Below are 21,141 nucleotides of genomic sequence, written 5' to 3'. Positions count from 1 at the left end.
ATACCCACCGACCAGTCCTGTTGCACGCAACTCACCCCGCCGGGCAAAAGCAAGCTATCCCGCACAGTTGCCACGCATCCGCCGCGATGCTGTGCATTGCAAGAACACACCAGTAGTCGGGGACACCGTGATGTGGATCGGATATGCCCGCTCGGAACTGGTTCCCCGCAACGCCGCCAACCCGCTACACCGCCTGATGTTCGACTACGCCGCACGCTACGGATTCGGCCGAGGCCAAGTCGTATTCGAGCCTCTCGCGCCCGAACTGCTGGTACACAATCTGCTTACCGAACTCGATCGCCGTGACCCTTCCGCGACCGTGGTGAGCCGACTGCGCGAAGTCGCCCACTCGTGGAGTGTGGATCTCGCTCCGGTTTTCACTCCCGCGCGACGCGCCGAGGTGTTGTGGCAGGTCATGGATTCGATCGCGGACTCGGGGGGCGGGCGTCTCATTGTGCCTTCTCGCGAACATTTGGCCAACCTCGGCCCCTCCGGCCGAGCGGCGGTCACACAGCTGACCCGCATGAGGACAGTCGGAGTCCACTTCCTCGACTCGGCGCCCGCGCCCGACGCCCAGGTCCGCAGCCAGCCTCCCGCATTATCCGGGTCGGCCGAGCGGATTCTGGTCGAATCCAAGATCGGCGTGATCCCGACCGTAGCCCAGCTCGACGCGCTCACAACCCTGTCTCAACTCGGATGGACCGAAGTCATCGAGACGGTCGACGCCACATATCGCGCGTTGATCAACGACCCCGACATCACCAGCCAACCGGCCGAGGACTTCAAAATCTTGCCCGACGCCAGACCCGCTGTCATTCGACTGCTCACCACAGCCACAGGACAGTTGATCGTCGAACTCGAAGAACCACGTCGGCCCTCGGACCAGATCGCGAACTCAGTGACAGCGGCGTGCGCGGACACCCAACGGTTCACCAACCACGAACGGACCTTCACACGCTGCACCCTGGCCATACCAGCGCCCGCCTCCGATGCAGTCCTTGGAGATCGATGATGGGCGCCACCGACACGGTCGCGACACCGAACGACGGACAGGACAGCGTTCACCCCGCCGCTATGCACGGGCTGTTGCAGGCTCGGGAACTCTTGCTGGCTATCGCCGGACAGTTGGAGCACGGTTCCCCTTTGATCGGGTGGGCACGCGAGCTCGCCGATCTCCACTCCACCAGCATCACGGCAATCATCTCCCCCGTGCGCAGACCCGCCGACTTCGACGCCGATGCGACGCACATCCGAATCCGCGCAGTCATCAGCCTGATCGATGACTGGTCGATATTCCACCTTCCTCACCCAGCCACCGCGCGACGCCACACCCACTCCCTCGGGGAAGTGATCAGCCACGTCGCCGAAACCTATGCCCAGGTCCAATGGACACTGCGCCACAGCAACAGCGCCGAACACCGGCACGACGCAGCGGTGCGCTTCGCACAGGTGCAACGGGGATATGCCGACCTGATCGGTGAGATCAAGGCAATGCGAGTCGAGTTCGCTGCAAGCTGGCGCGTCCCCCAACCCATCCCGTGAGCGATCCTCGAACAGAAGACACACGATTCACGTGCACACAAGACCTCAACCCGGTCGGGCCACCAGAACTCTGGACTGGACGTCGAATTCGCACGAACCCCCCACTCGGGGCGCGTTCCTGGGCGAGCGGCAATCAGTACGGACGTGACTGGCCGATCTCCGATGATGAGACCACCCGGTCATCAAATCTGTCACCGTGAAATTGCCGTGGACGCGCGCCTCTGTCGCGCCCCAGCGGTGCCAGATCCAGGTCAGCAGCTCATTCGCGCCGATTCCCAACGCGCTATGCAGAACAGCTCGGCATGTTCGCAGGGGTGATCGGTCTCGTTCGACTGCGCGTTTGAGCTGGAAGCACGACCACGATCGGGCCGGCGAATGAAGCTATTTCGCCGTTGTCAACAGCCTTCTCGGCCTTACTGATTCGTTGGCCAAGTGCGGGATCGAAACGACTCTGGCGGTATGAATCTGCGCGATGGGGTCACCGAAAGCACCGGCCGAAGATTCGCGCCGTCATCAGCCCACGGATACCGCAGGGATGCACTGTCTACGGCTAGGCTGAGTAGTCGAAACGCGGCGATGTACGGGTGGTGTTGTCCCGACAATCAGGGTTGGGTCGGCGGCCCGACCGCGTGGGGGATCAGGGAATCGACTGTGTTCACGATCGAACGGAAGGTGTGTTGTTGAGCCACGCGCAGCAAGGATCGGTGGTGGTCGAGCTGCTGACCGAACCTACGCCGGACATAGTGGCGGCGTTGGGCGGGCTTGTCTCGCAGTTGTCCACCTCAGCACCGCCGCTGAGTCTGGCCATGCTGGAGCAGATCGTGAATTCGCCTGCCACCCGCTTGTTACTCGCGCGCCACGACGGCGACGTGGTCGGCGCGTTGACGTTGGTGTTGTACGCGATTCCAACGGGGCTGCGGGGAAGGATCGAGGACGTCGTGGTCGACCGCGCCTTGCGGGGCCGGGGTGTCGGTGCGGCGTTGACCGAGGCCGCGATCGAACTGGCCCGCGCCACCGATGTGCGCACTCTGGACTTGTCCTCGAGTCCTGCCCGAGAATCGGCGAATCGCCTGTATCGGCGTCTGGGTTTTGCTGCCCGCGACTCCGTGGTCTACCGGTTGCAGCCGTGACCCGGCCGACCCGGCATATGTCGCGCAAGCGTAGCCATCACAAGCGATTCCAGCGATTGCTGCTTGTCTGCGGCCCGTATTGTTCATACCTACTCGCAAAGGAAGCATTCGTGAATGAACCGCAGTCGTCGGTTGAGGAGCAGATTCGTACTGCTGCTTTGACTTTGGCTTCGATCGCCAACAACGGTTTGGTGTTCGCTACCGATGTGTTCGACCGGCAACGCTATGAGCAGACCAATGCGATTTCGATGCAGTTGCTGTCGTTGATCAGCGCCGGTACTCCGCAGCAGTTGAACGAGATCGTGTCCTTGGAGTCGGGGTACATGACCCCCAAGGTCGATGTGCGTGGGGGTGTGTTCGACGAGGCGGGCCGGATCTTGCTGATCCGTGATCGCAGCGATGAGCGGTGGACGTTGCCTGGTGGGTGGTGCGACATCCTCGAGCCGCCGTCACAGGCGATCGAGCGGGAGGTCGAGGAGGAATCGGGTCTGGTCGTGCGCGCGGGCAAGCTGGTGGCCTTGCTGGATCGTGATGTTCAAGGCCACCAGCCGGTATTCCCGTATCACGTCTACAAGCTGTTTTTCCTGTGCGAGAAGATCTCCGACGGTGAACCCAGCCCTGTCGAGACGATGGAGGTGGGTTGGTTCGATGTCGAGGAGCTTCCCGAGTTGTCCACGACACGGGTTCTCGCGAGCCAGATCCGATTGCTGCATGAGCATTGGGGCAAGGCCGAGTTGCCCACGGTGTTCGACTGACCTGTTGGATCGGCCCCCGCTATTGGGGCGCGGTCGAACGGTTCGCGTGTGCGAGCCGTTCGACCGCCGCGTGCGGGTCCGCGTCGGCAGCGCGGAAGACGCCGCTGGCCGCGACGAGTGTGTCGATTCCGGCGGCGATCACGTGTGGTGCGGTGTGGTCGGTGATTCCGCCGTCGGCGACGAGTTCGGTGGTGTCGAGGAACCGTTCGGTCAACAGCGCGCGCAGGGTTTTGATCTTCGTGACGACGGTGGGGTCGAACGTGCTGGTGCCGGGTTGGCTGGTCATCAGGATGACGAAGTCGAGTCGGTCCAGATGCGGTTCGAGCCGGTGCAGTGGCAGGTCGGGGTTGAGGACGAGTCCTTTTCCGATGCCTGCGGATTGCAGCGTGTCCAAGGCGGTGGCGATCTGGTCGCAGGCGTCGACGTGTATCGACACCCGTTCGACGCCGATGTCGATCAGCGCGTCGAGGTAGCGTTCGGGTCGCAGGGTTTGCAGGTGTATGTCCAGGGGCATGTGGGTGCGTTCGCGCACCGCGGCGATGGTGCGTAGCCCGAAGTTGATGTCGTCGGTGTAGTGCCCGTCCATGACATCGAGGTGCAGATACGGCACCTCGATGCGCTCGACGTGAGTGATCGCGGTGTCGAGGTTGAGCGGATCGGCTCCGAGCAGCGCAGGCGCGACGCGAATAGTCATGTCGTGGAGTTCCTTTCGATGTCGATGACTGCGGCTTCGAGACGATCGCAGACGTAGTCGATGTCTGGTTCGGTGAGATCCGGTCGCATCGGCAGGCACAGGGTCGTCGCGGCCTGCTGCTCGGCGTTCGGGTAGTGGTGCCGCGCGAACGGCTGCCCGGCGAAGGCGGGTTGGCGGTGGATGGGGACCGGATAACGCACCACGGCATCGACCCCATCGCCGCGCAGACGCTTCACCAGGGTGTCGCGGTTGGGCACTTCGACCTGGAACAGGTGGTGGACGTGATCGCCGGGCGGCTGTGCAGGCGCGGACACGGTAAGTCGTGGGTCGGTGAGTCTTTCGTGGTAGTCCAGTGCCACGCGGGCGCGCGCTTGGTTCCATTCGTCGAGGTGGTCGAGTTTGCTGTGCAGGATGATCGCTTGGAGCGCATCCAGTTTCGAGTTCATTCCGACGGTGACATGGTTGTCTTGTCCGTCCTGTCCCAGTCCGCGCAAGATCCGGAGTTGCTCGGCGAGTTCGTCATCGCTGCTGGTGACAGCACCGGCGTCTCCGGCTGCGGCCAGGTTCTTACTCGGATGGAAGCTGAAACACCCCAGCGCACCGAAGGTTCCGACTCGTTGCGTGCCCCACCGGGCGCCGACGGCTTGGGCGCAGTCTTCGATGAGTAGCAGGCCGTGTCGGTGGGTAAGTGCGGTGAGCCGGTCCATGTCCAGGGTCCGGCCGAACAGGTGCACGGCGATGATCGCGCAGGTCCGCGGCCCGATCGCGGCCTCGACCGCGTGCAGGTCCATCAGATAGGTCCCGGGTTCGCTGTCGACCAGGATCGGTGTCGCACCGACAGCGACGATCGCGGCAACGGTGGCGTGGAAGGTGTTGGCGACGGTGATCACTTCATCACCGGCCTCGACCCCGGCCGCGGTGAGTGCCAGCACAAGAGCATCGGTGCCGGAGTTGACACCGACCACGTGCGCGGCACCGAGGTAGTCGGCGAACGCCTGCTCGAATCGCTCGACCGACTCCCCCAGGATGTAGTCGCCCTCGAGTAATGCTCGCCTGATTCGGGCTTGGACGGTGTCGGGGTCGGGGAACTGGGCCGGGTAGTTGTAGCGGGGAACCTTCACGACTGCGCGCTCGGGCCGGAGGTGATGTGGACGACTGCTTTGCCGAGGTATCCGCTGGTCGCGGCGGCGGTGAGGTAGGCGGGCGCCTCGGATAGTTCCAGTCGCCGGGCGATCAATCGCTGCGCGCAACCCGCGAGCGACCACTGCCCTGCTGGGACGGGGGCGCTGAGCAGGGTGAGTGCTTCGGTGAAGTCGGCGCGGGTGGCGCCGTAGGTCCCGGCGAGGGTGAGTCGTTTACCGGGGACGGCCCCGGCCTGGGTCAGTTCGTGGCGGCGGATCTGGTCGATGTCGAGGCCGTGCAGCCGGTCACCGGGCTGGGTTCCGGCGAACAGCATCAGCAGACCCCCGTCGGCGAGCAATCGCACGCTGGTGTCCAGATACCCGGGTGAGGCGTGGGCGGTGGCCAGGATGACGTGTTCGAAACTCGTTCTACCGGGGTCGGTTTCGGCCACTTCGGGCGGGAGCGCACCACGGTCGAGCAGGAACCGGATTCTGTCGACGCGACGGTTGAACAGGGTGCACCGGTATCCGAGGACGAGCAGTGTCGCGGTGATCAGGGTGCCCGCGATCCCGGCTCCCACGACGGCCACCGGCGCGGAGAGGGGGGTGCCGCGATCTTCGGTGAGGGCCAGCAGGCGGCGCACGCAATGCACGACACACGCCAGTGGTTCACCCAGGACCGCGCTCTCGGTCGGCAAACCGGGCGGGGCCGGGACGAGCGCGGCACGGAGTTGGGTGGGTTCGGCGACGAGTTCGACCAGGTGCGCGAACCCGGAGCTGCGGTAGCGCAGCACCGGGTGCGGATCGAACAACACGGTACGTCCACGCAGGTCCGCCAGCGCCTGTGGGGCGTCCAGGACGGTGCCGAGGATTTCGTGTCCGAAGTCGCGTCTGCCGAATCGTTCCCCGCGGATCTCACGCAGATCCGATCGACACACCCCGACCACACGAGGAGCCAACAGCACCGTCTCGCCCTCGGATTCCGAACTGTCATAACGAGTTTGGGCGGTGGTGAGGAAGGCGAGGCCGTCGGCGTGGTCGATGCGCTGATAGGTGTAAGTGTTCATCGGAGCTGCCTGAGGTGTTGAGCGACGCTGGTGTGGATGTCGGCGGGCCGTGTCGGTTCGGTCATGGTCGGGTCGATGACGACCTTGATGTGCTCACCGCGTGCGCGGTCCCGCGCGGCGAGCGCGGGGATACGGGTCGCGGCCTCCTCCAGGGAGATCACGTGAGTAACCAGTGCCCCGTAACGTGCGGGATCATCGATAAGCAGGCGCTGGGCCGCGTCGAGTTGCTGTGGGGAACTGCCGCGATGCCCGGTCACCCAAACCGGCTTTCCCGTCGCGGTGCTCACCAGCTCGCTCGCGCTTCCTCGGGTGTGTCCACACACGTTGCGCCGTCGAATCGCCGCGAGATCCACGCCGGGCAGATCAGGATGGTCGAACGCGGCGGGGATACCGCCGAACAGATTCAAGACCCCTCCAGGGCGCAGGCATGTGAGGGCGCTGTCGAGGGCGGGGTGGGCGGCTTCGCGAGGCAGGCACACGATCGCGCCGTCGGCGCTGTCCGCAGCGGCGTGTGTACGAAGTTCTGCCGTGCCCAGGATGGAACGTCCGGTGAGGAATTGCGCCCGTTCGGGCCGAGGCTGGATCAGCTCGATCCGATACCCCAACCGCTCTCCGGTGAGGGCCAGTAGCAGTGCGGCGCTGCCCGCACCGAAGATCGCCACCCGCCCCGGCGGGCGCAGGTGCTCGCCGATCAATTCCCACCCGTAGAGGGCGGTAGCGAGCGGTTCGGTCAGCGGTGCGAGGTCCAACGGCAACAGATCCTGCGCGACCACAACCTGATAGGGGTGACCGCTGCTGCTGGTGAAGTAGTCGCGCAGCAGACCGTCGTAGCTGTGCCCGAGGATCGTGTCCTGGTCGTGCCGGTCGACCGGGTCGAAGATCTCACACACCGGGATCGTCTCGCGGTCGGTGTCGGGTAGGCGGAGCCCGATGCCTTCGTGCCCCAGAATTCGAGCTCGGTCACCGCGGGCGCCGCGTTGGATCTGTAGGTCTGTTCCGCATACTCCTACCCGCAGCATCCGGTGCGTTGTCCCCGCGCTCGGATGGAACCTGTTGCGCCGCAGTTGAAGAGTGGTTCCGGTGCGCACGAGTGCACGGTTTTCGAGCGAGGCTTCCATGATGCTCACTCTCGCCCGAGCCGGACATGGAGGGGGTGCAGTGCGTGTGCGGCGTCGATGAGTTCCTCGACGCGGATGTCTTGGGCGAAGATGGCGGTTCCGATCTTGGTGAGCAGGGGGATGTTCTGGCGTCCGTCGCGGTGTCGGGTCGAGTCGGCCAGTCCGGCGGCGAGGAGGTCTCGGTTCAGGCAGGGATGTGTCAACGGCAGCCCGATCCGTGCCATGAGAGTCAGGACGCGGGTGAGGGATTGCTCGTCGATGAGTGCGCGGTGGTGGGCGATCAGGCACGACAGCGCCATATCGATCGCGACGGCTTCCCCGTGGAAGAGCATCGGCGTGGCGGCCAGTTCGAACGCGGGGCTGAAGGTGTGCCCGAAGTCGGGCAGGCGTTGCAGATCCTCTTCCCACAGGTTGGGTTCGAGTTCGGCCAGGATCGCGGTAATCGCGGCGTCGATCACCGGCCCGCTCACCGTGGCGTCGGCCGCGAAGTCGTGTGCGCTGACCCATTCGCGGTGAATCACCTCGAACAGGGCATGGTCTTTGACCAGTGCCATTTTGATGATTTCGGCCATTCCATTGGCGATCTGCCGGGCGGGCAGAGTTGCCAGGAAGTCAGGATCGATCAGGGTGTGCGTGGCCGGAAAGTAGGTGCCGAGACGGTTCTTTCGGCCGTTGAAGTTAATACCGGTCTTGACCCCGACAGCGGCATCGACCATCCCCAACAGCGTGCTCGGCACCCGAATGTAGGGCACACCGCGCCGGTAGATACTCGCGGCGAACCCGACCAGATCGGTGAGCACCCCACCACCCACAACCACGACCGCGTCACGACGACGGCTGAGCCCGAACTTGTCGAACTCACGCACGATCCGCCCGACCGTGTCGGCGTTCTTGCCCGCCTCGCCCGTCTCGATCGGCAGCACCGTGTACGTCGCGGCGTGGTTGTCGAAGTAGCCGCGAATCCGGGCACCGTAGAGATGGCTCACCGTGGAGTCGACGATGATCAGAGATCGCCGGTTATCGATTCCCACAACGTCGGCCAGATCCGGATTCGCAGGCTCCAGGCAGCCGCGGGTGCGCCGGATCGCATACGACATCGCCTGTGTCGCATCAACCGACCATTGACGTTCCATTCCTCCTCACTCCTTTCCCGGTACTACCGAGCGCCCGCCGTCGAGTCGACGGCGCGCGTATTCGCCCGCCCCGCGCAGGGGATCGAGACCATCGGACATCCACCGGGAGATCCGGTCGCGGAACACCGTCGGCTGGTAGGTGGAGATCAGATACAGCCCGTCGGCCTCGGCATTGCGATACACACTCGCGAGGTAGTGCTCCCCCAGACTGTCGAGAACCCCACCGGCCAGCACAACCTGCTCGACCCGGGCATCGACCGCCATCAGATACAGCAACGCCCGCGCCAGAGGAGCGGTCACATAGTCGAGGAACGCCCGCGCGATCTGCGAGCCCGCGTCGAGTCCGGCGCGCAACCGCGCGAGCCGCGACCCCGTATCAGGGTCGGCCAATCCCAAGATGTCGGCCAGGCCCGCGAGTTGTTTGTCGATCGCGGTGCCCGAGGAGATCGCGGCGACGTGTCCGACAGTCCCGCAGTCGCACACCCGCGGCTCACCCCACAGTGACGAACCGGTCGTGAGGCTGGGGAGATGCCCGATTTCGCCCTGGACTCCGTGGACGGGATCCAGGTCCACCCAGCCGGTCTCGACGTTGATGGTGCGGGCGCCGATACCACTGCTCACCGTTACCGCGGTCAGGAATCTCGGGCCGCGTTCCCGCACGAGCGGGTTGCTGGCGATCGCGATCGCCAGGCTGGTGAGATCGTTGACGATCCACCACCGCAACGTTGGTTCGGCCGTGGACAACGCCGCCTCAAGGTCGACCGGATCGGTGCAGTCACCCCATAGCGGGGCACTGGCCAGCACTTGCCCGGTGTGGCCGTTGGTCGCCGCACCGATCGAGATCCCGACAGCCACAACCTCCGGCCGCCGCGCAGCCAACACCCGAGACCGGTCGAGCACATGTCGAATCATCAACTCTTGCAACGACGCCGCATTACTGCCGGTCCGCGCTCGCGTCACGGCCGGATGAATCTCGACCTCCAACAACACGCCATCGGCGTCCAGGATCGCCGAGCGCCACCAGGTGCCACCGAGATCGAAAACGATCACCGGACCGAGCGCTTCCCGCCTCACGATCGGGTTCCCGCCGCCGGCTCGTCGACAAGCAGATAGCCATCATCACCCAGGATCACCGCCGCCGGAGACAAAGGGGTTGCCGCACTGCGGATCGCGGCCACGGCGGCAGCTTTGGCTGGTCCCATCGCGAGGATGAGCCGGGTCGGCACCGCCCTGAGATACGGCACGCTCAAACTCACGCGCGCCTGGCCGTCGCACGTCGTCGCGATCGCGCGTTCGGGACGCTGCGCGTCGAGGTCTCGAGGAAAGATCGATGCGGTGTGGCCGTCGATACCCACGCCCAGAATCGCGATATCCGGCACACCCACCGGGCGCACGACCGACAGTTGTTTGTCGTAGAGGGCCGCGATCTGCTCGGCCGGCCCATCCGGGATCGGAAACCAGTTCGGGCGATTTCCACGCTCACCATTCGTTGTGAGGCCGAAGATCTCCTCGATCCCCGCCGAACTGCGGACACCGGAATCGACAAGCATGCGTTCGTCGGTCTGAACAAGACAGATTCGTGTCCAGTCCACGTCCAAACAAGTCAATCGCCGGTAGGTCTCCACCGGGGTCGAGCCACCCGTCACCGCGAGCACGCATTCACCCCGGTCGGTGATCGCCTCCTCGATCTTCGCGCTCACTATCTCAGCGGCGGCCACGGCGACGGTCCCGGCGGTTTCCAGTACTCGGCAGGTGAACGACATCGGGTACTCCCTACCGGCCATTCGCAGATGCGGGGACGCGGGTCAGCTGCACCGGTAGTTCCTGGTGGCCGTGGCTGATGAAACTGTCCAGCGTCGTCAAGGACGCCGGTTCGACGGCGAGCGTCAGGTCCGGGAACCGGGCGAACAGAGCGGGCAGCGCTACCGTGGCTTCGAGACGGGCCAGTCCGGCACCGAGGCAGTAGTGCGGTCCGTAGCCGAAACTCAGATGTTCGGTCGTCGGTCTGCTGGGATCGAATTCGTCGACGTCGGGACCAGACGGGATCGCGGTGCGGTTGGCGGCGGCGATCGCGGCGATGATGGGATCACCGGCGGTGACATGCTGGCCCGCGATGTCGAAATCGGTGACCGCGTAGCGCAGGGGCAAGGTCGCGACCGGTGGCGCGTAGCGCAGTGTCTCCTCGATCAGATGCGGCCATTTCACGGTATCCGCGCGGATTCGAGCGAGGAGTTCGGGCCGGGTCAACAGCTCATAGATCGCCTGGTCGAGCAGGTTCACCGTCGTCTCGAACCCAGCGGTGATCACCAACAGCAGTGTGTGTACGAGTTCTTCCTCGGTGAGCCGGTCGCCCTCGTCACGGTGATCGATCAGCAGACTGGTCATGTCCTCGCCCGGCCTCTCGCGACGCAGCGCCACGAGAGTGGTCAACAACTCCACCATCTCGGCGAAGGTGAGGGCCGGATCGCGCGCAGGGGCCGTGGAGAAGATCTCCTCCACGCACACCCGCAACCGTGGCTGGAGCAGATCGGGCACGCCCATCAATGCGGCAATCACCCGAACCGGCACCTGGGCGGCGAATTCCTCACGCAGATCGACCACCTCACCGTCAGGACGCGCGGCCAACACGTCGAGGAGGTCGTTGACGATCTGATGGATCTGTGGCCGTAGTGCGGCGACCCTGCGACCTGTGAAGGCGGGACCGACGAGTTTGCGCAGCCGCTGATGGTCTCTGCCGTGCGCGGTGAACATGTTCCGGACGCTGACCCACGTAATCAGCGGCCAATCCGAGGGGATCTCACCAGCGAGGAAGGCGGGCCAGTGTCGGTAGGTGTCCTTCGACACCCGGTGATCGACGAACAGCTCTTTGAGCAGGTCGGCCGTGGTGATCGCCCAGGCCCGTATCTCGCCCGGCAAAACCACCGGGACCAGCGGCCCACGTTCACGCAGCCGGGCGGCCTCGCCGGGAATGTTCGCGCCGGTGACATCGAGCACGTACGGGTCGGGGGCGGATTTCAGATCGGTCATGCCGGACTCCAAGATGCGAGGTGTGATCAGCAGGTGCTCGATGGAAAGCTCGGGCGCGCGGTCAGGGGTGGGTGCGTCGCGCGCTCAGCGGAGTGAAGGCCACTGGAAGGGCTTGGAGCGCGCGGTGGAAAGGCCCGGATCTCCACACCAAATCCTCTGGGCGGCAGCCCAACCGCAGATCGGGCAGGAAATCCAGTAGTTCGTCGACCGCGTCGGCGGCGCATTGATAGGCAATGTCGCGGGCAGGGCAGTCATGCGCGCCCGCCGAAAAACTCAGATGGGAGGCGTTGCGGGAGTAGTCGACGTAGCCGTGCGCGTCAGGGGCACGGTTGACCCGGGGATCGGTGTTGCAGGCTGCCATGCCGATGAGCACCGGCTGGTCTGCGGGCAGGATCACACCGTCGAAGAGAACCGGCTGACGTAGATACCGGACACACAAATTGGCCAGCGGCGAATCACGAAACAAGACCTCGTTCAACGCGTCGTGCGTCGCGCATGCCCCGCTGACGACCTCTCCCCCGAACCGCCTGTCCGTCATGATCAGCAGCAGCGTGTTGACCACCAGGTGCTGCAAGGGCTCGATGCCCGCGGCATACATGGTCAGGATCTGCTCGCGCAGCTCCCGCTCGCTCATACCGCCCGCGTGTTCGAGCAGCCTGGTCGGGATATCACGACCAGGCTCGGCGCGTTTGAGATCGATCAGTGCGCCCAGCGCGGCATCGATGATCGCGTCGACCCGCTGAGGGTCGGGTACGGCTTCGAACATCATCGCGAAGCCCTCGGCCAGCTGTTCGCCGAGTTCGGTCGGGCAGCCCATCATCGTGTTGATCGTCCGAAATGCCAACGGCCCCGCATAATCCGCAACCAAGTCCATCCTGCTGCTCCCTGCGATCTCCCCCACGAGGTCACGGCCGTGCTTGGCGACCACAGCGTGCAGCTCACGCAGGTCCACCGCCTCCAGCGCGGCTGTCGTGGCCCGCCGGTAATTCACATGGGCGGGCCCGTCGCTACGCAACGCGTTGTCACGGTCTCCCATCATCGGCAGAACCGGGCACCGCGGATCCACCGTCGCCTGCCAGCGGCGAGGGTCTGCACGAAACCGCTCCGCATCGTGCAGGATCTGTACCCCGCGACCCCACCCGATCACCAACGTCGCCACCAGACCCGGCGCCAACTCGACGCGTGCAAAATCGGGGTGATAGCGGCGCATTTCGGCGTAGAAGCCGTGCGGATCCCGCGCGAACTCCCGGGAGTGCAACGCGAAAACAGGTCCGTCCAAGCCGCTCGGTCCAAGCCGCTGTCTGACCAGGAATCCCGGTGGCGGCGACTGTGCGCCTTGGTGCGTGAGCAGTGGAGGGAGCGTGGTAACCAATTAGCGAACCCCGAAATCTTTTGTGGCGACTGACTTCTCCCGCCAACCCAGGACATAGACGTCGGCTCGCCTGCCATGAGTTGGTGCAGCGATCTGCGGATGCGGGCCGTACCCTGAAGCCAACCTCTCTCAGCGGTCACCGACCAGAGCATCCACTGGGCACTTTTGAGGCGCGAAAGAGGCATTGCCCCGCTGAACTCGGGTTATGAAGGGCAGAAAGGGGGTCACCATGTCAGGTGCCGGACACGGAGCGCGCCGCAGGCTCGCCCAGCGTCGCAAGGCGCGGGGATTCACCCAGGAGTCTCTGGCTGCCCATCTCAATGTGGAGCGGTCGACGGTGGTCCGCTGGGAAGCCGGCAAGAGCGAGCCACACGCCGGAATGCGACCCAAACTCGCTGAAGCACTGCAAATATCTGTCGATCATCTCGCTGCCTTACTCACCGAATGTCTTACCACCGCAGCCACCTACGCGCCTACAGCGGCGCCCTACTCCGATGGCGACACATACTTGGAGAACTCAAGTGATGTGCACCAGGACCGTGTGTTTCATCTGCGGCGAGTGCTCATGGGGGCCATTCCAGAAATACCACCAGGCACACAACCCGAACTCACGATGGCAGTAGCGCGCACGTGGGATCTATTCTTTTCCGCCCGCTTCGACGAGATGGAACAGATACTTCCTGCCGTCTTGGCGAGCGCTTTCACCGCTGCCGAAGTGATGAAGGGTGAATCACAACGTCAGGCCAAGATTTCGCTTGCTCAGCTCTTGCATGCCTCATCGAACCTCCTGGGCTACGTAGCCCAGGAGGACTTGGCCGCTCTGGCACTTCTCCGCGCGGACAACTTGGCGACGGAATGCGGTGACGCGCTGACCAGGGCCGCAATCAAAGGATCGCATTCGTGGCTGTTGGCGAAAGGCGGAATGTACGACGACGCCGCCGCACACGCCGAACACGCCGCCGCCGAAATCGAACCGCGACTGTCGACAGCCACCCCACGTCACATCTCCATCTGGGGAGAACTCCTGTGTTACGCGGCCTTCGCCGCTTCCCGCGTGGGAGACCACCGACAAGCGCGGCGATATCTGCGCTTGTGCGAATCAGCCGGAACGCAGCTGGAAGACGACTATGTCGCTAGACCAGAGGCATCCAATGTGTTCGGCCACACCTCGGCTGCCAGCTTCGGTGTTATCAATGAAACCGAAGCGAATCGCCCGCAAGCAGCTCTCGAACTTGCCGCAGCCGCAAGTGATGGTGGCACCGGAATCCCGCCTACTCTGCTGAGCCGTCGGCTGATCAACGTCGCACAGGCGCAACTACACAACCGAGACGACGCGGGAGCTGTCGCTACACTGCGTCGGGCGTGCTCGACGGCGCCGGAATTCGTTCGTCACATCCCCTTGGCCCACACGCTGACCGACGAGCTGATGGCCCGTCGAGGCAGGCAACAACTGGCTGGCCTTGTCGATGTCGCCACGCACCTTCGTATATCCGTCCAACCCGTAGGAACCCGACCTTGATCGTCAATCCCGCCGCCTTCACCATCTTGTGCTTCGGCGACTCCAATACCTTCGGCCAACCCGCCGAGGGGCGCGGTCGATGGCCGGCCGACGTCCGTTGGACCGGGCGGCTACAGCAACGACTGGGTACCGGATACGCGATCATCGAGGAAGGTCTCGGTGGACGCACCACCGACCTGGACGACCCCGACCGTGACGACCGCAACGGTCGAAAATACTTCCAACCCTGTCTACGCAGCCACTCCCCCTTGGACATGGTGATCATCATGCTGGGCAACAACGACCTCAAGACCAAGTTCGGCCGAGAAACCGACGAAATCGCCACCGCCCTCGAAGGCTATATCGACAACATCGAGCACACGGCCTGGACCTGGAATTCTGACGTGCCAGCTACCCTCCTGGTCAGCCCCATCCATCTCGATGAGACGAAACCTGGCTTCGCCGTGCACAGTTCGGAGTACGACACCTATTCCGCACGCAAATCACGCGAACTCGGCGCAGCGATACAACGTCTCGCAGACAAACGCAAAGTCCTGTTCGCAGACGCAGCCACCGTCGCCTTTCCAGGCGACGACGGGATACACCTGAGCCGTGACTCACACGACCCGCTTTCATCTCTGATCGCGCAGAAAATCGCACCAAAAAGTCACCTTTCATCTGGCTCCAGATGAGACCGACCCGAGATGGGCTGCGCCGAAATCAGCCGAATCGCACGCGATGCGCGGCCGATGAAATATCTGGGGCGCCCCACACGACCAGGTAATCGGGTTGAATCCTGATGTGCGCCAGTACCGCTCGAACTGTTGCTGTCGGGAGATGATCCGTAGTCGCTACGGGTTCCTCTGCAAGGGTGCGGGTGACTCGACCATCGTTCATCCCAACAGCGCCGATATACCCCCCCTGCGCACCCGCGGATTGGATGGTGAACCTGCTGATCGGTGGCGTGGTGATCAGTAGTGTGCGGGGATTCGAATACCGGCTGCTTTGAGCTCGCTTTCGGTGCGTGCGACGAGTTCGGAGACCGCGACGATCCCGTGCACGCCCGAGACGGAGTGCCCGGCGCTGAACATCTGGGCTGCGACCGACAGTGCCCGGTGATCATCACCAGCGACCCTCGTGGCATCGAATTCTGTTGCGGCGGAGGAAAGTGAATCGGAAGGAACGTCTGCTCGGATCATGCTGGTCGAGAGTCCGGTGAGTGCGGTGGTCAACTCGATGTCGTCCATCGAGGCGCGGACCACGGCCTGCTTGTAGGTCTCGTGTGCCGCGCTCTCGGTAGTGGCGATGAACGGGGTTCCCATGTACACCAGATCGCATCCCGCGACGAGGGCACCCAGCATCGCCGCGCCGTCCGTGACTCCTCCGGCCAGTACGAGCGGTCCGTCCCACAGTCGGCGGACCGCGCGGATGAAGGTGAAAGGATTGGCCCAACCGGTCTGGCCCCCGGCACCGGCGGTGAGCAGAACCAGCCCGTCGACTCCTGCGGCGATGGCGCGTTCTGCGTGCCGCAGCGACGCCACATCGGAGAAGACCATGATGCCCGCGTCGTGCAACGGCTCAACGACGGGAGCGGGGGACCCCACACTCGTGATCACCGCCGGAATCGGATGCCGAGTGATGACCGCGAGGTCTTCGCTGCGTCGCGCGTTGGATCGGTGTACGACGAGGTTCGGCAGAATCAGACCGGGCCGCCGACAGAGTTCCCCGAGCCAACCATCGAGTTCGTCCGCAGAGGCGGCATTGTGCACGGGAAACGACGCGCCGATGCCGCTGGCTGCTGCCGCCGCTGCCAAGTCGAAACCGGACACGCCGGTCATGGGGGCGGCGATGAGCGGTATCCGGAACGCGGCGAGGAACTCGCCGACCGATATGTTCATATTCGACACCATACTTTCTGATCATCAAGTAAGTGACTGTTGTGCCGAGCAGAGCTTGCCGGCATACCCCGGCAGCGGGTGCGCGAGGCCGCCGATCCCGGCTGTGCCGGGACTCGTCAGCACAGTGCGTCTATTTACTGTCTGAATGTAAAGGAAGTTATTGAAAAGCATCCCGTAAGACTTACAGTCTGTCTAGCCTGTCTCGTGAAGGATCTGTCAGGACCAAGGAGGAACCCATGTCTCACCCGGTGACCGAGTCCGCATCGTCGCCCCCACCGGTTTCGGAGTTCACGCTGGTCGAGGCGGCTGCGACCACCGCCGCCGCAGTCCCGGATCGAGAGTTGATCGTGCAGGGCGATCGACGGGTGACCTACGCGCGGATCATGGAACGATCGCGGCAGCTGGCCTCCTATCTGCATGCGCGAGGGCTGGGGGCGCACGTCGAGCGTTCCCGGTTGGCGGGCCACGAGGTCGGGCAGGATCTGTTGGGAATCTATGCCTACAACGGCAACGAGTACCTCGAAGGCATACTCGGCGCATTGGGGGCGCGCGTGGCGCCGTTCAACATCAACTATCGCTACGTGGAGAACGAACTTCGGTATCTGCTGGCCGACGCCGACGCGACTGCGCTCATCTACCACTCCGCGTTCGCGTCGCAGGTCGCCCAGGTACTGCCCGAGTTGCCGCATCTGCGGGTCCTGATCCAGATCGCCGACGACTCGGGTAACGAATTGCTCCCGGGCGCAGTCGATTACGAGGAAGCCATAGCTTCGGTGACCGAGTCCGCAGGGCTGCCGCGACCGTCGGCGGACGACCTGATGGTCCTCTACACCGGCGGCACCACCGGGATGCCGAAGGGGGTGCTGTGGCGTCAGCACGACGTGTTCATGGCCGCGTGCGGTGGACGCAATGCGATCACCGGGCAGGACGTGGCGCCGTCCTACGAATCCCTGGGCGCGCGGTCCGCGTCGTATCCGGGCGTCAAGATCATGATCCTGCCGCCGCTGATCCACGGCGCGGCACAGTGGGCGACACTGTCGGCGTTGACTCTGGGACAGACGGTCGTGTTCTCCGGGGTCGTCGATCACCTCGACGCCGAGGATGTCGTGCGCACGGTCGAGCGCGAACGTGTCGCAGTTCTCGTCGTGGTGGGTGACGCGATGGCGCGCCCGCTGCTGGACGCGATCGACTCCACCGGTGCGGACGTGTCATCGCTGGTAACGCTGGCCTCGGGTGGCGCGACGATGAGTCCGCAGGTCAAACAGCACTGGATCGCGGCGGTGCCCGGACTGATCGTGCTCGACGCGGTGGCCTCCTCGGAGACCGGGGTGGTACTCAATCACATGTCGACCGCCCAGGCGGTGTCGACGGGCACGTTCACAGCAGGACCGGCGACCGCGGTGGTGGCAGCCGATCTCGGGGGCGTGCTCTCACCCGGTCACGACGAGATCGGCTGGCTCGCGGTACGGAGCAATACCCCACTGGGCTATAAAGGGGACCCGACCAAGACCGCAGCCACGTTCCCGGTGATAGACGGTACGCGGTATGCGGTGCCCGGGGACCGCGCGCGCCTGCTCGCCGACGGCACCATCGAGCTGCTGGGCCGTGACGCGATCACCATCAACTCCGGTGGGGAGAAGATCTTCGCCGAGGAAGTCGAACTCGCGCTCTCGTCCCACCCCGCCGTCTCGGACGTCCTGGTCGTCGGTCGTCCGAGTGAGCGATGGGGACACGAGGTCGTCGCGATCGTGGAACTCCTGGACCAGGCTACGATCGGCTCCGAAGAACTCCTCGCGCACGCCGCCGAAACCATCGCCAGATACAAACTTCCCAAAGCGGTGGTGATCTGCCCCGAGATCGCCCGCAGTCCGGCGGGGAAAGCAGACTACCGCTGGGCCCGCGAACAAGCCGTCGCAGCCGATCGCAGAGAAATGCGCTGAGTGTCCGGTGCGTCAGCAGGTGACAAACGACTCCTGACCGTATGACACAGGCCCTACCCAGGCTGATCAGCGATCGGCGTTCTCGCTCGCTGCCGCAGGCGTCGCGCCGACCAGTTCACGAGCCAGGCGCGACACCTCCGCGATCGCCACGTCCACCGACATCGACGCTGGATCGACCAACAACTGCATCGCCACCCCACGCAGCATGCCGACGAGCACAAAGGCTGTGGTGTCGATATCGACACCACTCCCAGCCGCGCGAGCCGCGAGCGCGCCGACGCCCTCACGGAAATGGCGATCCCAGTCCGCGCGGGACGACCGGATCTCCGGCGCGCCCGCGATCGCTTCGGCCCACAGCACCACATGAACACGGCCGAGCGGATCCTCACCGGTCACCAAACGCAGATACACCGCGATGAACGACACAAGCCCGTCCACACCACTCAGTTCCGTCGTGTGTTTGGTGTGTTCCCAATAGAACTCGTCGACGACCTTGTTCAACCGCTCGATCAAAGCGATCTTCGTACCGAACAGGTGATTGACCAGCGCATGACTGTAACCAGCGCGCCTGCCGATCTCGGCCAGCGAAACGTTGTTCAGCCCACGTTCCACGATCAACGCGGCAGTCGCCGACAGCAACCTGCCCTCACTCTCAGCGCGCCGTTCCACCTGGCTGCGCCGATTCGGTTTCAAACTGTCCACCGACAAACAGTAACCAACCCCGCCACGCTGGCAGCGCCGTGTGGACGCGCCCTCGGCGCACCCACCCCGACACCGGCTCGACCTACACCGTCTCCAGCCCGCATATCAGTCGGCACCCGAAAGGGTTTCAGACTCACTCCGGAACAGCACAGAACGCACTCCACCGGAGCGGACCTCACGATCGATTCCGCTGGGAAGCTCGGCAACCAGCGATCCGTCAAAAGGAACCGCGCTGACCGCCACGACCGGCAGCTACGCCAACACCTACCGCGTCCCGGCCGTCCTAGCCGCAGGCGTTGCGCTCGCCTCGATAGCCTGACCACACCGAACGATCTGATCTTCGGCGATGCATCAGTGACCACCGGCTAAGACGCCCTCGCCGCCGGTGACGGCCACGAAGTACCGACCTTGCAAACTAGGCTCGTCAGCGGACGAACCGGTCCCGGCCATCGGGTCGTTGTGTGGGCGTAGTCCTGTGGAACGATCATCGTAGGACGCGGGTGAGGAATCGTTGCTCGTCGTCGATGGTGACGGTGAGGTCGATGGCGGCGAGTTCGGTGAAGTCGATCCCGGTTCCTGGGCGATGAACAGTCAGTCCACAGCCTCGATAGAAACTGGCCAGGCTCGGGTCGTCGAGGATCTGCCCGTGCAGGACATGGGCTTTCATGGTTCGGGCCGCGGCGAGAGCGGCGCGGACGAGAACGGTCCCGACACCGCGGCGTTGGTATTGGTCATCGACTGCAAGGACTTGGATTTCGACGGTGCGCAACAACGCGGGCAGCAGTTGGTCGGGGTTGTTGGCCAAGACCCGGGTCAGCAGCCAGACCGCGGGTCCGGCGATGATCCCTCCGACGAGTCGGCCGTCGAGGACCGCGACGGCCACCGTAGTGCGGGTGGCTGCGGCAGAGGGCACGCCGTGGCTGTCGAGGGTTTCCGCGATCGTGCGCGGGGTCGTGTCGGCGGCAACGCCGAGTAGCCCGTCGTGGTGGAACCCGAGTAGCTGATCGACCAGGAACTCCGGGCCACCCACCCCGGACTCTTGCGCCCAGCCCACGAACCGTAGTAGCTCGGATTCGCTGTCCACGGACCGGACGGCGATACGTCGAGGAGGCCGGTCGATGTCGACGCGAGCGCGTCCCGTGAAATGTTGTCCGAGCATGGATGTCTCCCTTCGTGCACCCAGGCGGGCGTGGTCGCCCGCCTCGGTGGTGATGGTTTGTGGGGCTATTCCGTGGTCCATTGCTGTTGGCCGTCACGGGTGTTGGTGATTCGGCCGTATTGGATGTCGGCGAAGTGGATTCCGAATCCCCAGGTGTCGGGGCGGCCCAGTTCATCCAGCAGCCAGGCTGCGGTACGGCGGGAGGCGGCGGGGTCGTCGTCGCCTCGGGCGGTCAGCTCGGGGTATTGGATTTGGGCTGGGGTGGTGAACGCGTCGCCGAACACGATCAGTCGTCGCGGACCGGAACGCAGTAGATAGCCGGTGTGTCCGAGGCTGTGCCCGGGGGTGGCGATCGGTGTCACGCCTGGGAAAATCTCGCGGTCGTGGTCGGTGATGGGTTGGACTTGGGCGGCGAAGCCGTCGAGGACTTCTCGGGGTGTGAGGTCGGCGATCGCCAGATCCTGGCGGGCCCATTCGAGGTCACCGACAAGGATCGGGATCCCGGCGAAGACCAAGTCGCTGGTGTCGGGGTGGGTTTGCCAGAGCCAGCCGATGTGGTCCATGTGCAGGTGGGTGATCGCGACCAATTCGATGTCGGACACCGATCTCCCGGCGGCGGTGAGGCTGTCGATGAGTTGGCCACCGGTGAGGGTGCCGACGTCGGTGGGCACCGCTAGTGGCCCGAATCCGGCGTCGATCAGCATGGCCCGGTCGCCGTGTTCGATCATGACCGCTCCGACGCTGGCGGCGAGGTAGCCGTCGGCGTCGATCAGACTGCGGTATTCGGACCAGATCATGTCGTCGGCTTCGGGTAGCCACATGTGCGGGTCGATCCGGGCCACCCCGTCGGGCAGGTAGGTGACTCGATGCTCACCGAAGTCGATACTGCGCAAACCGGCGGCGCGGGTGAGGGAATCATTGCTGGCGGTCATGAATAGTTCTCCTGGATATCGGATCCGAGACCGGTCGTCTCGGATCATGGGTG

Annotated in this window: 20 protein-coding genes; 7 read left to right on the top strand and 13 right to left on the bottom strand. The window is 64.5% G+C overall.

The window, feature by feature from the left end:
* Positions 1-130: 130 nt before the first annotated feature.
* The 4 genes from DAT37_RS27370 to DAT37_RS27355 all read left to right on the top strand — a co-directional run bounded on the left by DAT37_RS27370 (position 131) and on the right by DAT37_RS27355 (position 3,427).
* Positions 131-1,012: a hypothetical protein gene (locus tag DAT37_RS27370; RefSeq protein ID WP_109527716.1), complete on the top strand. Its 882-nt coding sequence runs from the start codon at positions 131-133 to the stop codon at positions 1,010-1,012.
* Entirely contained in the window at positions 1,012-1,542 is a 531-nt protein-coding gene (locus tag DAT37_RS27365; protein WP_109527715.1) for a hypothetical protein, read from the top strand. Before DAT37_RS27370 ends, DAT37_RS27365 begins: the two co-directional genes overlap by 1 nt.
* Before the next feature lie 680 nt (positions 1,543-2,222).
* A complete protein-coding gene (locus DAT37_RS27360; protein ID WP_408637443.1) occupies positions 2,223-2,672 on the top strand; it encodes a GNAT family N-acetyltransferase in 450 nt (149 codons plus the stop codon).
* A 110-nt stretch (positions 2,673-2,782) separates the two neighbouring features.
* The gene (locus tag DAT37_RS27355; protein WP_232840024.1) at positions 2,783-3,427 is read left to right on the top strand and encodes an NUDIX hydrolase; all 645 of its coding nucleotides are present in this window, start codon (positions 2,783-2,785) and stop codon (positions 3,425-3,427) included.
* 19 nt (positions 3,428-3,446) lie between these two features.
* On the opposite strand, the gene DAT37_RS27350 is transcribed toward DAT37_RS27355, so the two are convergent.
* From DAT37_RS27350 to DAT37_RS27310, 9 genes are all read right to left on the bottom strand, one after another.
* Positions 3,447-4,121 (bottom strand): ribulose-phosphate 3-epimerase, encoded by a 675-nt coding sequence (locus DAT37_RS27350; protein WP_109527713.1) that lies wholly within the window; start codon positions 4,119-4,121, stop codon positions 3,447-3,449.
* A complete protein-coding gene (locus DAT37_RS27345; RefSeq protein WP_109527712.1) occupies positions 4,118-5,242 on the bottom strand; it encodes a DegT/DnrJ/EryC1/StrS family aminotransferase in 1,125 nt (374 codons plus the stop codon). Before DAT37_RS27345 ends, DAT37_RS27350 begins: the two co-directional genes overlap by 4 nt.
* On the bottom strand, positions 5,239-6,309 hold the full coding sequence (locus DAT37_RS27340) for an alcohol dehydrogenase (RefSeq protein WP_109527711.1): 1,071 nt from the start codon (positions 6,307-6,309) through the stop codon (positions 5,239-5,241). The genes DAT37_RS27345 and DAT37_RS27340 overlap by 4 nt, the downstream gene beginning before the upstream one ends.
* Positions 6,306-7,427, bottom strand: a complete 1,122-nt coding sequence (locus DAT37_RS27335) for a dehydrogenase (protein ID WP_157978727.1) — start codon at positions 7,425-7,427, stop codon at positions 6,306-6,308. The genes DAT37_RS27340 and DAT37_RS27335 overlap by 4 nt, the downstream gene beginning before the upstream one ends.
* Positions 7,428-7,432: 5 nt before the next feature.
* Positions 7,433-8,560, bottom strand: a complete 1,128-nt coding sequence (locus DAT37_RS27330) for a sedoheptulose 7-phosphate cyclase (protein WP_109527709.1) — start codon at positions 8,558-8,560, stop codon at positions 7,433-7,435.
* A gap of 6 nt (positions 8,561-8,566) precedes the next feature.
* The gene (locus tag DAT37_RS27325) at positions 8,567-9,634 is read right to left on the bottom strand and encodes an ROK family protein (RefSeq protein WP_157978726.1); all 1,068 of its coding nucleotides are present in this window, start codon (positions 9,632-9,634) and stop codon (positions 8,567-8,569) included.
* On the bottom strand, positions 9,631-10,323 hold the full coding sequence (locus DAT37_RS27320; RefSeq protein WP_157978725.1) for a 6-phosphogluconolactonase: 693 nt from the start codon (positions 10,321-10,323) through the stop codon (positions 9,631-9,633). The genes DAT37_RS27325 and DAT37_RS27320 overlap by 4 nt, the downstream gene beginning before the upstream one ends.
* A gap of 10 nt (positions 10,324-10,333) precedes the next feature.
* Positions 10,334-11,587 carry a cytochrome P450 family protein gene (locus DAT37_RS27315; RefSeq protein ID WP_109527774.1) on the bottom strand — a complete coding sequence of 418 codons (1,254 nt, stop codon included), beginning with the start codon at positions 11,585-11,587 and terminating at the stop codon, positions 10,334-10,336.
* Positions 11,588-11,648: 61 nt separating this feature from the next.
* Complete coding sequence (locus DAT37_RS27310; protein ID WP_109527773.1) at positions 11,649-12,797, bottom strand: cytochrome P450 family protein; 1,149 nt, start codon at positions 12,795-12,797, stop codon at positions 11,649-11,651.
* Positions 12,798-13,188: 391 nt separating this feature from the next.
* On the opposite strand from DAT37_RS27310, the gene DAT37_RS27305 reads away from it, so the two are divergent.
* Both DAT37_RS27305 and DAT37_RS27300 read left to right on the top strand, forming a co-directional pair.
* On the top strand, positions 13,189-14,478 hold the full coding sequence (locus DAT37_RS27305; protein ID WP_157978724.1) for a helix-turn-helix domain-containing protein: 1,290 nt from the start codon (positions 13,189-13,191) through the stop codon (positions 14,476-14,478).
* Positions 14,475-15,149: a GDSL-type esterase/lipase family protein gene (locus DAT37_RS27300; RefSeq protein ID WP_109527705.1), complete on the top strand. Its 675-nt coding sequence runs from the start codon at positions 14,475-14,477 to the stop codon at positions 15,147-15,149. Before DAT37_RS27305 ends, DAT37_RS27300 begins: the two co-directional genes overlap by 4 nt.
* A gap of 279 nt (positions 15,150-15,428) precedes the next feature.
* Here the strand turns inward: DAT37_RS27300 and DAT37_RS27295 are convergent, their stop codons facing one another.
* A complete protein-coding gene (locus DAT37_RS27295) occupies positions 15,429-16,355 on the bottom strand; it encodes an NAD(P)H-dependent flavin oxidoreductase (protein WP_109527704.1) in 927 nt (308 codons plus the stop codon).
* Positions 16,356-16,591: 236 nt separating this feature from the next.
* On the opposite strand from DAT37_RS27295, the gene DAT37_RS27290 reads away from it, so the two are divergent.
* A complete protein-coding gene (locus tag DAT37_RS27290) occupies positions 16,592-18,295 on the top strand; it encodes an acyl-CoA synthetase (protein ID WP_109527703.1) in 1,704 nt (567 codons plus the stop codon).
* 66 nt (positions 18,296-18,361) lie between these two features.
* On the opposite strand, the gene DAT37_RS27285 is transcribed toward DAT37_RS27290, so the two are convergent.
* The 3 genes from DAT37_RS27285 to DAT37_RS27275 all read right to left on the bottom strand — a co-directional run bounded on the left by DAT37_RS27285 (position 18,362) and on the right by DAT37_RS27275 (position 21,088).
* Positions 18,362-18,997 carry a TetR/AcrR family transcriptional regulator gene (locus DAT37_RS27285; protein WP_198654449.1) on the bottom strand — a complete coding sequence of 212 codons (636 nt, stop codon included), beginning with the start codon at positions 18,995-18,997 and terminating at the stop codon, positions 18,362-18,364.
* Between the two features lie 484 nt (positions 18,998-19,481).
* Positions 19,482-20,156, bottom strand: a complete 675-nt coding sequence (locus DAT37_RS27280) for a GNAT family N-acetyltransferase (RefSeq protein ID WP_157978723.1) — start codon at positions 20,154-20,156, stop codon at positions 19,482-19,484.
* Positions 20,157-20,221: 65 nt separating this feature from the next.
* Complete coding sequence (locus DAT37_RS27275) at positions 20,222-21,088, bottom strand: MBL fold metallo-hydrolase (protein WP_157978722.1); 867 nt, start codon at positions 21,086-21,088, stop codon at positions 20,222-20,224.
* Positions 21,089-21,141: the final 53 nt, after the last annotated feature.

It is taken from the genome of Nocardia aurea, assembly GCF_003123685.1.
In the GTDB taxonomy this organism is placed as follows: Bacteria; Actinomycetota; Actinomycetes; order Mycobacteriales; family Mycobacteriaceae; genus Nocardia; species Nocardia aurea.
The sequence above is the reverse complement of the archived record's forward strand: the minus strand, read 5'-3'. Positions and strand labels throughout refer to the sequence as shown.